The organism is Vibrio sp. 10N.261.45.E2, from assembly GCF_002875705.1.
Taxonomy (GTDB): Bacteria; Pseudomonadota; Gammaproteobacteria; order Enterobacterales; family Vibrionaceae; genus Vibrio.
Window position 1 is genome coordinate 80,614 of the sequence record NZ_MCZZ01000143.1, and the last position, 13,074, is coordinate 93,687.

14 protein-coding genes and 1 pseudogene are annotated in these 13,074 nt (G+C 43.6%); 5 read left to right on the top strand and 10 right to left on the bottom strand.

Annotated features, from left to right (window positions below; all coding sequences use genetic code 11):
- Positions 1-4 precede the first annotated feature (4 nt).
- From BCT34_RS18130 to BCT34_RS18150, 5 genes are all read left to right on the top strand, one after another.
- Positions 5-664, top strand: a complete 660-nt coding sequence (locus BCT34_RS18130; protein WP_076651640.1) for a sugar transferase — start codon at positions 5-7, stop codon at positions 662-664.
- Positions 665-849: 185 nt separating this feature from the next.
- Positions 850-1,728: a LysR family transcriptional regulator gene (locus tag BCT34_RS18135; protein WP_076651641.1), complete on the top strand. Its 879-nt coding sequence runs from the start codon at positions 850-852 to the stop codon at positions 1,726-1,728.
- A 99-nt stretch (positions 1,729-1,827) separates the two neighbouring features.
- A complete protein-coding gene (locus BCT34_RS18140; RefSeq protein WP_076651642.1) occupies positions 1,828-2,961 on the top strand; it encodes an efflux RND transporter periplasmic adaptor subunit in 1,134 nt (377 codons plus the stop codon).
- A gap of 9 nt (positions 2,962-2,970) precedes the next feature.
- Positions 2,971-6,090: an efflux RND transporter permease subunit gene (locus BCT34_RS18145; RefSeq protein WP_174571132.1), complete on the top strand. Its 3,120-nt coding sequence runs from the start codon at positions 2,971-2,973 to the stop codon at positions 6,088-6,090.
- Between the two features lie 2 nt (positions 6,091-6,092).
- Positions 6,093-7,595, top strand: a complete 1,503-nt coding sequence (locus tag BCT34_RS18150) for an efflux transporter outer membrane subunit (protein ID WP_076651644.1) — start codon at positions 6,093-6,095, stop codon at positions 7,593-7,595.
- A gap of 109 nt (positions 7,596-7,704) precedes the next feature.
- On the opposite strand, the gene BCT34_RS18155 is transcribed toward BCT34_RS18150, so the two are convergent.
- The 10 genes and pseudogenes from BCT34_RS18155 to BCT34_RS24805 form a co-directional block, all read right to left on the bottom strand.
- Complete coding sequence (locus BCT34_RS18155; protein WP_076651645.1) at positions 7,705-8,157, bottom strand: hypothetical protein; 453 nt, start codon at positions 8,155-8,157, stop codon at positions 7,705-7,707.
- Between the two features lie 35 nt (positions 8,158-8,192).
- Complete coding sequence (locus BCT34_RS18160) at positions 8,193-8,642, bottom strand: DUF3291 domain-containing protein (protein WP_076651646.1); 450 nt, start codon at positions 8,640-8,642, stop codon at positions 8,193-8,195.
- 161 nt (positions 8,643-8,803) lie between these two features.
- Positions 8,804-9,235, bottom strand: a complete 432-nt coding sequence (locus BCT34_RS18165; RefSeq protein WP_076651647.1) for a hypothetical protein — start codon at positions 9,233-9,235, stop codon at positions 8,804-8,806.
- A 44-nt stretch (positions 9,236-9,279) separates the two neighbouring features.
- Complete coding sequence (locus tag BCT34_RS18170) at positions 9,280-9,702, bottom strand: hypothetical protein (RefSeq protein WP_076651648.1); 423 nt, start codon at positions 9,700-9,702, stop codon at positions 9,280-9,282.
- 208 nt (positions 9,703-9,910) lie between these two features.
- Positions 9,911-10,393: an ATP-binding protein gene (locus BCT34_RS18175; protein ID WP_076651649.1), complete on the bottom strand. Its 483-nt coding sequence runs from the start codon at positions 10,391-10,393 to the stop codon at positions 9,911-9,913.
- A 112-nt stretch (positions 10,394-10,505) separates the two neighbouring features.
- Positions 10,506-10,991 (bottom strand): annotated as a pseudogene (locus tag BCT34_RS18180) (GNAT family N-acetyltransferase); the annotation flags it as partial.
- Positions 10,981-11,178, bottom strand: coding sequence for a hypothetical protein (locus tag BCT34_RS18185; protein ID WP_076651655.1), 198 nt, complete (start codon positions 11,176-11,178; stop codon positions 10,981-10,983). The gene BCT34_RS18185 and the pseudogene BCT34_RS18180, both read right to left, overlap by 11 nt.
- 147 nt (positions 11,179-11,325) lie before the next feature.
- Entirely contained in the window at positions 11,326-11,709 is a 384-nt protein-coding gene (locus tag BCT34_RS18190; RefSeq protein WP_076651651.1) for a nuclear transport factor 2 family protein, read from the bottom strand.
- A gap of 206 nt (positions 11,710-11,915) precedes the next feature.
- On the bottom strand, positions 11,916-12,353 hold the full coding sequence (locus BCT34_RS18195) for an NUDIX pyrophosphatase (protein ID WP_076651652.1): 438 nt from the start codon (positions 12,351-12,353) through the stop codon (positions 11,916-11,918).
- Between the two features lie 560 nt (positions 12,354-12,913).
- Positions 12,914-13,054 carry an HNH endonuclease signature motif containing protein gene (locus tag BCT34_RS24805; protein WP_102300561.1) on the bottom strand — a complete coding sequence of 47 codons (141 nt, stop codon included), beginning with the start codon at positions 13,052-13,054 and terminating at the stop codon, positions 12,914-12,916.
- Positions 13,055-13,074: the final 20 nt, after the last annotated feature.

Here is a 13,074-nt window from a genome sequence, read left to right on the forward strand (position 1 = left end):
TATTATGATGAACATTGAACAGCTATCTACCCAAAACCTATACCAATACAAAATCTCACGTGCTAAACGTACTTTCGATTTCGTGAGCTCATTGATTGCTTTGATTTTGCTAGCACCAGTATTTCCACTGATTGCGATGGCGATTGCACTGACCTCTCGTGGCCCTATTTTCTACCGTCAACTGCGTGTGGGTAAGTCTACACCAGAGAAAATGGAAATCTTTGAAATAATGAAGTTCCGTAGCATGTACGAAGATGCAGAAACTCGCTCTGGTGCTGTATGGGCTACCGCGAATGACCCACGAATCACACCTGTAGGTCGCTTTTTAAGAAAGACTCGTCTTGATGAGCTTCCACAACTGTTTAACGTATTGAAAGGTGAAATGTCTCTGATTGGTCCTCGTCCTGAACGCCCTACTTTTTACACCAAACTAGAGAACGAAATCCCTTACTTTGCTGACCGTACATATGGCGTAATGCCCGGTATCACAGGGCTTGCACAAGTGAATCAAGGTTACGATACCTGTATTGATGATGTACGTCGTAAAGTCGGCTTCGACCATAGTTACGCGTTAAGCTTATGTTCTGTTAAGTCTTGGATTGTGGCTGATCTCAGCATCATTTCTAAAACAATCATCGTAATGGTCGACGGTCGAGGTCGTTAAAACAGCATCGTCTAAGGTGAAACAACACTAGTCTAAGATAAACACAAAGCCAGCTATGATAATCACTTATCGGCTGGCTTTTTACTGCCTCAGCACAAGCTAGCTTCAAGAACGCTTCGATTTTAAAATCCAATTGGTATACGATGCCCAACATACTGTTCTAAAAACGATTCAATGCTGTTGTTATGAAAATCGAAGATCTAAAACTGTTTACCACCGTTGTCGAACTGGGTAGTTTTACTGCCGCTGCCAATGCACTTGACCTTCCCCGCGCCAATGTTAGCCGCAGAATTAACGACCTTGAAAAGTCTCTCGGCATTCAATTGTTCTTTAGAACCACTCGCAGCCTTTCCTTAACGAAATCTGGTGAGCTTTATTACAAAGAGCTGATCAATGCCTTGAGTGCGCTCGACAAAGCGAATCATATCGCTTCCAACCTTTCAGAAGTCGCACACGGACAAGTGAAGATTGGTTTGTTGCCTGAAACCAGCGACATCATGCAATCAACGCTGTTCAAGTTCCAAGATATGTACCCCAAAGTAGAGCTCGACATTCGCAACATTAGTAACGGCTTTGTCGATATGTATCGTCAAGGGTTAGACCTTGCCATGCATGGCGGTACCTTGAGTGACGCTAACGTGGTCGCCCGTAAGCTGATGGATCTCCAACGTGTTTTTGTTGCGAGTCCGGAATTTATTGAGAAAAAAGGCAAGCCTTCAAGCTTAAGAGAGATTTCAACTTACCCCTTTGTTTGTTTTAGGTGGCCAAGCGGTGACATCGACAAGCAATGGAACATCAAAGACCACATCATCAAAGTCGAACCTTCGGTGGTGAGTGACAGCATCGGCTTTGTAATCGGCGGCGTAACACGTCACAGAGGCATCGCATTACTACCAGAACTCTTGGTACGACAGCAACTCAAAGACGGAACCTTGATCAACCTATTCCCTGGAGTGGATATTCAAAAAGAAGAAGCATGGCTACTCTACCCGCAGCGCAAAGCTCTGAGTCATTCCGCTCAACTTTTGATTGATTTTCTATTACAAGAACTTCCAAATCTATAGTTATTGTAATGAATTTTATGACAGTGTTTCGCGAATAGACTAGATTATCTAAACAAAACTGAAAGATAGAATTACTCCATAAATTGACAGGAGTAATCAATGAAGCCTATATCTCAACAATCGCCTATCTTTCAACAGACAGCTACGTTTAAGTGCTCACCTATTCTTAAACAGACAGTCATTGCACTAAGCCTAGTCTCTCTCTTTGGCTGCAATGACTCTGAGGCGACGACAGCTCAAAAACAAACGCGACCAATTCAAGTAATTCGACTTGAGCCCCTTTCTCATCAGGTCGAAAAGTCTTTTACAGGTAAGCTGCAATCATCAGAAACAGCTGGTGTCGCATTTCGCGTGCCGGGCACTATTCAAAACATCATGGTCTCGGTTGGCGATTCAGTAAAGAAAGGCCAACCGTTGGCACAACTCGATCCGCACGATTACCAAGTAGCGTTAGAGGAGTTACAAGCCCGCTCTCTTGAAGCAAAGTCTGCACACAAATTAGCTAAGACTGAACTTGCACGAGTGAAACAAGCCATTGCCGACAACGCAATTGCTGATGTTAACTTAGACCGTGCAATCAGTGGATATGAGAGAAGTGAAGCGGCGGTTAAAGTGGTCGAACAGAACATACGCCGTGCAAAAGATTCAATTCGTTATACCCAACTGCGCGCGCCTTTCGATGGTGTGGTAGCCGCATCTAACTTCGATCAGTTCGAACAAGTCCTGCCGGGTCTTTCGGTTTTCACCATCCACAACCCCGAACAACTTGAAGTTAAAATCCAAGTCCCAGAAAACTTGATTCACGAGTTCAAGCCAAAGCAAAGTTCTATTATTAGCTGGTATGGCTCTGATGAAAAGCTGATTGGCTACGCTGCTGAAATCGCAACTTCACCTCACCCTATTAAGCAAACCTATGCCGTTACTTATCATGTCGAGTCAGTCGATAAAACGGTACTGCCGGGTAAAGCCGTAACACTGACTACCCAACTTGGTGAACCAACCAATAATTTCTGCTTACCGTATTCTGCAGTAGTGAATCAATCGGGCATCGAGCAAGTATTCACCCTTCAAAACGAGCAAGCACATGGCGTGACTGTAGACGTGGTTTCAATGTCTAAAAATACCGTGTGTGTTGAATCTGAACTCAACGATGGCGATTTCGTCGTGGTGAGTGGCGCTCAATACGTCATGGAAGGTCAACACTTCTCAGATATTCAAGTTAAGAGCCTGTAGGTAATCATGATGAATCTAGCTGATTTTGCGATAAAACAACGCACCTTCATTCTGTTTTTCACTGCATTGAGTGTTATTGCGGGCCTGTTTTCTTACTTTGATCTTGGCAAGCTCGAAGATCCAAGCTTCACCATCAAAACGGCCGTCGTCGTCACTCTCTACCCTGGTGCTTCGGCGGAAGAAGTGGAACAACAAGTTACGGATACCGTTGAAACCAAACTGCAAGAGATGGGATCACTGAATCGACTTCGTTCACTGTCTCGCCCAGGCATGTCGATGGTGTTTGTTGACTTAAAAGAGTCTCTTCATTCAAAAGCACTTCCTCAAGAATGGGATTTGTTGCGTCGTAAAGTATCCGACATAAAGCTGTTACTGCCTTCAACTGCACAGATCAGTGTTGTTCAAGATGAGTTTTCTGAAGTTTACGGCATGCTTTTCTCTATACACAGTAAGGATGCCTCGCCTGTTGAACTAAGACGTTACGCAGAAGAGTTACAAAAACGAATCAAAACTGTCGATGGTATTAAGAAGATTGAGTTACACGGTGTTCAGCCACGTGTTGTTCACATCGATATTCCAGACGAAAGGCTGACGCAATATGGCCTATCTATCACCCAAGTTTGGTCTCAGCTTAATACTCAGAACATGACCTTTGATGCGGGTAAGTTTTCAGCAGGCACTGAACGTATTCGTATTCAGCAATCGAGTGAATTTGGTTCGTTAGACGACATCAAAAACCTGATGATAAAGGGCGGCATAAGTGAATTGGGTACCAGCTTAATTCGTTTAGGTGATATCGCTGACATCACCATGGGCTACCAAGAGCCAATGATGACAGAGAACCGCTACAACGGCGTACCTGCAGTCACATTAGCGATGAGCCCTGTAACTGGCGTTAACGTAGTTTCGCTTGGCGATGAAATCAATCAAGTTGTCAGCGATTTTCAAGCGACTCTGCCATTAGGCGTTGATATTTCAACGGTTGCGAACCAGCCGGAAGAAGTTCAAAAATCGATAGACAACTTCGTAAGCAACTTGCTAGAAAGTGTCGCGATTGTGTTTATCGTTCTATCGATATTCATGGGCCTCAAAAGCGCGACGATCGTCGGCTCAAGCTTGCTTTTGACTATCTTGCTGACGCTTATCTACATGAACATCGCGTCCATTGATCTACACCGAGTATCGTTAGGTACGTTCATTCTTGCGCTCGGCATGTTGGTGGATAACGCGATTGTCATCACCGATATGATGATTGTAAAAATCAACAAAGGCATCGACCGCACCAAAGCCGCAATTGATTCTGTTAAAGAGACAGCGACGCCACTCTTTGGCGCGACAGTCATCGCTATCATGGGTGCAAGCCCTGTTATCTTCTCAAAAACAGATGCGGCTGAGTTCGCAAGCTCAGTATTCCTAATCATCGCCTCTTCGTTGTTGTTGTCTTGGTTGGTCGCTATGACCTTCACAGCCTTAATGTGTTGGTTCTTCATCAAGCCAACCAAACAAGCTGACAACACCAAAGTGAGCTTATACCGTAAGAGCGTCAACTGGACAGTAGATAACCCACTCAAGGCATTAACGGGGCTTATTCCGCTGATCTTAGTGACGGCATTGGCTGTGCCGAGCATTGCCGTTAACTTTATCCCACAAGCCGACAGACCCATCCTGTTCCTAGATTACTGGCTACCAAATGGCGCCAAGGTTGAACAGACCTCAGAAGACATGAAGCGCATTGAACAGTGGTTATTAGAGCAACCAGAAGTCGAAAGCATTTCAACATACGTTGGTGCTGGTGCCCCTCGCTTCTCAGTGACCATTGAGCCAGAACCGTTTGATCCCGCTTACGGTCAGATCTTGATCAACGCTACCGATTTCCCATCACTCAGCCCGTTGATTGCACGTGGTGACAAATGGCTAATGGAAGAATTTCCAAATGCAGACCCTCGCTTTAGAAGCTTAAAACTAGCGACAGCGGATAAATTCAGTGTTGAAGCGCGTTTCTCTGGCCCAGATGTCGAAGTGCTACACGGATTATCAGAGCAAGCGAAAGCTATATTTGCTCAACATCCAGACACCAAATACGTGCGTGACGATTGGCGTCAAAAGAGCAAAGTGCTAGAACCTGTCATCAACCAAGACAAGATGCGCCTTGCCGGTATTAACCGTGCGGACATTGCATTCGCGATGAAACGCGCATCAGAAGGCATGCCTCTGGGTCGTATGAACCTGAACGATGAACTGGTCACCATTCAGCTACGTGGTACAGAAAGTTCAATTCAATCGCTAGAAACCCTGCCTGTTCGCTCTTTATTAGGCATTCACAGCGTTCCATTAGGTCAAGTCATCGATGGATTTGAGCTGACCAGTGAAGAGACCATGATTTGGCGTCGTGACCGAGTAAAAACCATCACTGCACAAGCTGGCGTCGGTCGTTACACCACACCTGCCGCAGTAAGAAACTCCGTTAAAGAGCAAATTGAGTCTATTCACCTGCCAGACGGTTATCACTTGGAATGGGGTGGCGAATACTACGACGAGCACAAAGCGGTCAGCGATATTCTTAAACAACTGCCTAAAGCGATGTTGTTAATGGTGATTATCCTAGTCGCGATGTTCAACGGCTTCAAACAACCAGTGATCATCTTCACCACCCTACCGCTTGCAGCAACAGGTGCAACGTTCAGCTTGTTACTGTTGGATAAACCATTCGGGTTCATGGCGTTGATTGGCGCAGTAACCTTGACCGGTATGATCATCAAAAATGGCATTGTATTAATGGACCAAATTGAACTTGAACGTAAAAACGGTAGATCACTGTCTGACGCAATCAAAGAAGCAACCGTGAACCGTACAATGGCAATCTCAATGGGTGCACTCACTACGGCTCTTGGCATGATTCCGTTACTCAGTGATCTGTTGTTTGACCAAATGGCGGCAACCATTATTGGTGGCTTGGCTGCGGCAACCGTGTTGTCTCTGTTTGTCATGCCTGCGCTGTACAAGCTTTTCTATCGAACTGAAGATAAAAAGACAGTGGCCGAAGCTATTAAAGACGCAGTCGTCGTGCTTGATGCAACACCTCAACCGACAAATAACGCCGCTGCAACCTCATTCAACAAGGAGCAATAAACATGTATCCATTAACGAAGTTTAAAGTGGCTCCTATTGCTCTTGCCTTGTTGCTCACAGGTTGTGCGGTTGGCCCAGATTACGAAGAACCGCAAACGACCATGGCAGAAACATTTTTATACAGCCAAGAAAGCGCGAGCCAAAACGAGACGAACCAACAACACAATCATTGGTGGACACAGTTCAACGATCCAACGCTCAATCAGTTAGTGACCGACGTTCAAAGCCAGAACATTCCGCTCAAACTGGCAGCGGAACGCATCAACATGGCGAATTCGTACAAGAGTGTGGTTGAGTCGTTCAAAGTACCTACAGTGAATGTCGGTGGTGGTTACTACAACTACCAACTGAGTGAAAACGACTCCCTACTCGGCCCTGTATTCGGTGCGTCTGATGCGGTTGAATCAGCAACGGGCATGTCGTTATTGGAAGCGCAACACGATGGTGGGTTCTTAGGTGCGAGCATCGCTTGGGAAATGGACTTGTTTGGACGTATCGATAAGCAATCCAACGCGGCGACGATTCGAGTGGAACAAGCCGAGATATTTCAATCGGGTTTGAACACTTTAATCACGGCTGATGTCATTCACAACTACCTGCAATATCGTGGTGCTCAAGAGCGAAAAGCCATTGCACTAGAGAACATTGCTGACCAAAAAGAGACCTTAGTACTGATCACCAAAGTGGTTCGAAGTGGTTATGGCTCTGAGTTAGATCTCGCTCAAGCTAAAGCCATGCTTGCGGCAACCGAATCTGTTGTCCCTCAACTTGAAATAGCAGAACAAGTCCACAAACAACGTATGGCTGTGTTGTTAGGCGAATCACTTACAAGCGTGAACCAACGTTTAGCAGGCGAATTTACCTTGCCACGAATGAAGGATGTCATTCCGACAGGCTTACCTTCAGACTTGTTAGAGCAACGCCCAGACATCCGCATTGCAGAACGAGAAATGGCAGCCATTAATGAAGAACTTGGTGCAAGCATCGCCAATCGTTATCCAAAGTTCTTTCTAACAGGTACGCCAGGAGTGACGGCCGGAAGTTTTGATGACTTGTTCAGTAGTGATTCATTCGGCTGGGCAGCATCTGCAGGCATCAGCTGGAATGTGTTCGATGGTGGCCGAGGAGAAGCCTTAGTTGAGATGAACGAAGCAAGGTTCCGTTCTGCAGCGCTTAACTACCAACACTCGGTAGACAGCGCTTTTGCAGAAGTGGATTCAAGCTTGTTTGCCTATGGTCGTAGCCAAGAGAACCAAAAGCGCATCGATGAAGCTACCCTTGCCGTTGATAACGCGGTAAGCAAAGCTAAGTCACTCTATAAAGCGGGACTAGTCGATTACTTATCAGTGTTAGACGCACAAAGACAACAAAAAGCGATGCAAGATCGCCAAGTAGCCGCCAAGCTTCAAACAGCCAACACCACCATTGCGGTGTATAAAGCGTTAGGTGGCGATTGGAAAGTGGCGAACGAAACACAGAGTGTTGAATTAGCACACGTTAACTAGACTCTCTGTTCTCAGCTGAACGCTGCAATAAGCGTAATAAAAAATACCGCCGATATCGCCGGCGGTATTTTTGTTACTGAAAGTCACTGTGGCAATTGTGCACTTATGTTTAACGGATACGTACCTTTCCCATTGGGTTTAAACGACTAAATCGGTATTTAGGATAATAGATCCAAAACACTTCTTCGTTTTTAGAGTCTTGAGCTATCAATAACTCAACCTCGCCAGAGTTAATAACAATACGTACTTTACTTTTTGACAAAGGCTTCGTTCTATTCATCGTTACGTAGCTACTACTTCGCAAAGAATATAACAATTTAGATTCTTCAAACTCCTCATGAGCCTCCACAACGAAACTCGACACGCTCAGCTCTTCAGCGAGGATCCTTCGGATTTGATACTTCTGAGAGAGAAACAGAACAATACTGATTGCTGCGACTCCACTTAACAGAATCAACGCTTTTATATTTTTACGCCAGACCCCAACAAAAAGTGCTGAAAGTAGGCTTACAATAAAAACTAAGGAGGTAACCGTAAACCAAATATCTAAATAATCGCCCATAATTACCCTATTCACCTCAACCTAGTTATATGACGCTACTTTGGTGCTTCTGACTCTGTAAAGTTGGTTTTAAAAGTGAAGGCATACGGTGAATCACCCATTTCTCTGAGGTATTGTAGTCGCTCTATCGCTTCTTCTAATGTGGGAATATGGCCTTCTTCAATCCACCAAAGAACATAAGTATCTTCAGGTAAACGATGAAACCAATCACCCTTTCGTCGCATGAACTCACGGTGATGCGTGCGAAACATGAAGTTCTTTAACGAATCCACAGAGTCCCACACCGACATGTTCACGATCATATTAGGATCATCGAAGGCTTTAATATTGGTTGCGTCACCAGACTCATCTTTCAGACGCCAAACAAACCCTTCACTACTTTCTGCGATTCCATTGACCAACTCTAAGTTGTCGACAAACTCTTTGATTTCGGGCGCATCTAACGGGTATTTTGCCAGAGCGATATTTAACTGAGCTAATTTCATAACGTTTCTTCCTTGATAAATTATGAGTAACAAGCGACGTTTTGTTAGGCGTTCTTACTCAAGTAACCCTAACAAATCCAAATTGTTCATCGGCTTAAATGATATCGCCATATAACCGTCTTGTTTCTATCTAACCAATGCAAAGTGCCAAGCCTCGTAAATCACTTTTGAGTTATCTGTTCGTTAGCGGTTTTCAAGGCCAACTTTAAACCGTCTGTTTTCTTACAGCCAATGTAAACATGCTTTCCATTGCTTAAGCTTAACTTCAACGCTGAGCCTATCGATGCATTATACAACCAGCCATCGCTCAGCATTCGGATGCCAATTCCTTGATACCACTTCGTTTGGTAAAAAGATATGTCGACGATATCAAATACCTTCACAGTTTTGCGCACAAAACCAAAGCCGAAACACCAAGTCAGTATGTCGCTTTTGAGTTCAATGGTCATGGAGAAAAAAAGAATAGCTATCAAGACGTTGATTGACAGAGCAAACAAGGCTCCATAACTACTATCGGAGGTAAAAACGATAAACGCGCTAATCACGCCGAGGATCAAAAGTAATCCTTTGTTAAGTTCCTTACTGTAAAACATCGTTCAAACTCCTGTAGGAACATGTGTTAATGGTTGAGCTAACCTTATCTTACAGCTAACTTCCTAAATATCCGAGGTACGTAATGCAGGCATATTCCCACAACCACGCCAAGTAACATCGCCTTGATACTACCAACCCAAAGTATCAAACCGGAATAGCCTTGAGCTGGCCCTAACCCGTCTTTGTTAATCACATCCGCCAACATAAAGCCGTTCCACAATACATGGAGCATCACTGTAAATAAGTGCCCACAAATTGCGATTGTTTCAAGTAGCACATATCTATCCGAAACGCTATCTCGGCAAAATAAGGCAACAAGTACAAAGGTAAAAATCAAAGGCGCAGACAACACCAACGATACGGTGATAGCTTCAACGTAGCCCTCGCTTCCATAGATAAAAGTACGAAAAACCATTGCCATTGATAGCAGTAATGGAGCCAGTACGACCCATGTTATCCTGTTCATTTCAGTTCCCTGTCTTAATAGTTGGTTTGACCAAAAATTCGATCATCGACAGGGAATGTTAATTACCAAAACTAGCGTAACTGGAGTGTAATTATCGCTCGATTACTCGATAAACAACTCAGACTTTTATACACTCGATGTAACGCGAGACTTAGAACATAAGCTAGATAACAAAATGGCCACTCAGCTTCACGCCTAGTCACATATCTTATTGAGCTTCCTGTTGAACCCAAACAACATCTTCATTTGAAGTTGGTACCTCAAACCAAGACCAAAACAGATCTAACATTTCCGGTGTCATTTCATAAGACTTACCATTGAGTTCTGAGTTACGGCTAAATGCCCTCTTCTTGCAAGTCTCAAACTGAACATCAAGGTAATGAACTTCGCTTTCCACACCTAGTTTTGATGCCCAGCTTGTAAAAGAATCTCGGTCAGACTTACGCCAAAAACCAAAGTCAAAAATCACAGGAACACCCAAGGAAAAGAGCTGCATAGCAGAGTCCTTAAATAGCTCTTGTAACGTTGCCAAACGGCGATCAAAAACTTCACGCTCCATGTGCTCGCCATACAAAGGAATCATCCACTCATCGATCGAGAAACGAAAGGCGCCATGCTTTTCTGCAAGTGATTTAGAGTAAGTCGTTTTACCCGATCCGATAAAACCACACACGAAATAGATTTTAGTCATGATGCCCCTTTTACCTATAGGTAGAGTTGCCGTGTAAAAGCGCTGACACCAAGCTTAACCACTAACATAAGCTCAGGATGCCAAGTGTCACAATTCGTTCTTCAAAGCGTTCTTATCCGGAAGTTCTTGTGCATAGTGTCATCATTGTTTCTGACACAGTCTGCCCTTCTATAAGGTAACAATCTGGGACTTCTCCAATCACTTCGAAACCACATTTAAAATACAAATTTTTTGCAGGAAGATTATTCGAGAGAACATTGAGATCTAACCAATCGATACTCGGGATTTCGTTACAAAACTCAGTCACGCACTTAATCAGTTCTACACCCAACCCTTGCTTTCTTAAACTTGAATCAACACCCATGCCGAGAAGCACACGATGAAACTTATACTCCTCAGCGTAATGACGTAGGTCTATATGACCAAACACTCGTTCATTAGAGTCTTTGATTACCCAGAGCTTTCTCCAACCATGTTCACCAAGGCTTGCCTCAAAACCATTTCGAAACTTGTCTTTAAATTGCTCTGAAACTACACAATTCTCTTTAGAGATCGGTTGGAAAAGTGGAGAGTTATCATCCGCATTCTCATGTAATCTCCTTCTTGCGCATGATTCTTTCTTTTAGAAGTGTTCCAATACTGCTAACTACAAACGTAAAAGCAAACGCCACCATTGGCCGATATAAATCAAATGCACCATCCGTCATAAAAAAGTACTGATGAATGGCGACACCAAAACTGATACCTAACGCTAACTGTAAATTCTTTAATATTCGTTGTTTCACGTTCGTTCCCTCGTAGAAAGCAAAACTATGTGTAGGTGTGAGTGACATTGCAACCAGACCTTAAATCATTGTGACCTAAACACTGAAATTGAAGTAAGCCGAAAATGCTAACGTTAAGAGTCACTCTAAAAGGCTTTGTATGTCATATCAGAACATGGTGTTGTTGTGAGTTGATTCTTTAGGAACACCTTGAATAGAATCCCAATGTTCAACAATTTTACCTTTGGAATCAAAGCGGAAGAAATCCATAGTCACGTACTCATCACCTCCCGGCCACATTTGCCTTGTGTGTAGTGCTACCAAATTATCCTCAGCAATTGCACGTAAGAACTTAATATCTTTACTTGGATACTCACGCGACATTTGTTCAAAGTATTCTATGAACCCTTTTTTACCATCCGCTACAACAGGGTTGTGTTGGATATAACCATCTCCGACGTATAGCTCCACAGCTTTCGCTGGCTCACCTAAATACGCCGTTTTATAAAAGGCAATTGCATTCTCTTTGTTCTGCTCTAAACGCCCACTCATGATCTACCTCGCCGTAAATAAAAACAGTCACTTAACGATAGGAGATGAGAAAGTACTACGCCAAAATAATTTTCCGATAACGTTAAGCTAAATGGCTAAAAACGCATCATCACACTCAAAATGACCACAGGGAAGCACCAAGCTTTACCTAAAGTGAAAATGCCACGCATTGAGAAGCAATTTTGAACGGTTTGTTATGCGACTTTTCAAAGCATGCTATTGAGCCTTTGATTAAGTTCCCACAAGGCTATTCTGTTTGAGTCATATTTCAGAAGTTCACTAGCCTCTTGAAAGCCGCACCAACGAAGTTTTATATGCTCATTTGATAGCTTAGGCTCGATAGACACCCGAACTGAAAAACAATATTCAGGTACCACAAACGGATGATTAGCCCAATCTTCATGACCAGAATAGTACACTTTGGGTAGCATACACATTGAGTCCAATTGCTGCCAATCACAGCCAATTAAACTAGCTTCTTCTTTAAGTTCACGCTTTGCTGCCTCAAGAGTGGTTTCACTATTTTCACCACCGCCTGAAATAGCTTGCCAAACACCATTATCACTTCGTTGCCCGATTAAGTAACGAGGTTGTCCATTGAGTGTTTGATACGGAAATATTAATACTTGAAACGGTGCTCTCATTGATTTATTCCTTTAATCGAATCACGCTGCATTAAAGTTGGAGCTACGCTACAAAACCACATCAATGAGCGCATAGCAAAAATGCCGAGTGTTAGGAATCAACCTCAAACACATTGTTAGGTGTTTTGTTGCTTACTCTTTTGAAGCTTACCAATATATCTATGGGCTATGTAAGATAATAATACAGCCAAAGCAATATATAGCGCCCAATGTAACGGTTGTTGCAGGCTCGAAAGCAACATGTCTATAGAAAATAGAGGCACTAGCACACTAGTTACTATCAAAACGGTATTTCCTGTCGTAGTGCTAGATTCACTACCGCAATTTAAACAGACATGGTTTTTCCAACGACTAATTTTCAATGCATTGAAGTAGCCAACTCTCTCATCGCAATATGGGCAGTGCATATTATCTCCTTAAAACGATGCTCCATTAACTGCCACCTAACTCCCTGTTAGGTGTGGGCAACTTAATACCGAAGTTCCCGTATACCACCTTAAACACTAAACGCAACGCATAGTAAAAACGCCACGCGTTGCGAATCACTCTTAAACAGTTAGTTAGCCAGATGGACCAAAGTGTATTTCCCTATGGTAGTTGGGGCAGAGACTTATTACATTTTCAAGGATGTCTAAACCGCCCTGCGACAACGGTATTTTATGGTGAACCTCTAAATACGGCTCTCCATTGGAACGCTTAATAAAGGTTCATCGCGGATTAG

What these genes read in the sequence shown, in the direction of transcription:
- BCT34_RS18130 (WP_076651640.1), top strand. Translation starts at nt 5, where the DNA reads ATGATGAACATTGAACAGCTATCTACCCAAAACCTATACCAATACAAA.
- BCT34_RS18135 (WP_076651641.1), top strand. Translation starts at nt 850, where the DNA reads ATGAAAATCGAAGATCTAAAACTGTTTACCACCGTTGTCGAACTGGGT.
- BCT34_RS18140 (WP_076651642.1), top strand. Translation starts at nt 1,828, where the DNA reads ATGAAGCCTATATCTCAACAATCGCCTATCTTTCAACAGACAGCTACG.
- BCT34_RS18145 (WP_174571132.1), top strand. Translation starts at nt 2,971, where the DNA reads ATGAATCTAGCTGATTTTGCGATAAAACAACGCACCTTCATTCTGTTT.
- BCT34_RS18150 (WP_076651644.1), top strand. Translation starts at nt 6,093, where the DNA reads ATGTATCCATTAACGAAGTTTAAAGTGGCTCCTATTGCTCTTGCCTTG.
- BCT34_RS18155 (WP_076651645.1), bottom strand. Translation starts at nt 8,157, where the DNA reads ATGGGCGATTATTTAGATATTTGGTTTACGGTTACCTCCTTAGTTTTT.
- BCT34_RS18160 (WP_076651646.1), bottom strand. Translation starts at nt 8,642, where the DNA reads ATGAAATTAGCTCAGTTAAATATCGCTCTGGCAAAATACCCGTTAGAT.
- BCT34_RS18165 (WP_076651647.1), bottom strand. Translation starts at nt 9,235, where the DNA reads ATGTTTTACAGTAAGGAACTTAACAAAGGATTACTTTTGATCCTCGGC.
- BCT34_RS18170 (WP_076651648.1), bottom strand. Translation starts at nt 9,702, where the DNA reads ATGAACAGGATAACATGGGTCGTACTGGCTCCATTACTGCTATCAATG.
- BCT34_RS18175 (WP_076651649.1), bottom strand. Translation starts at nt 10,393, where the DNA reads ATGACTAAAATCTATTTCGTGTGTGGTTTTATCGGATCGGGTAAAACG.
- BCT34_RS18190 (WP_076651651.1), bottom strand. Translation starts at nt 11,709, where the DNA reads ATGAGTGGGCGTTTAGAGCAGAACAAAGAGAATGCAATTGCCTTTTAT.
- BCT34_RS18195 (WP_076651652.1), bottom strand. Translation starts at nt 12,353, where the DNA reads ATGAGAGCACCGTTTCAAGTATTAATATTTCCGTATCAAACACTCAAT.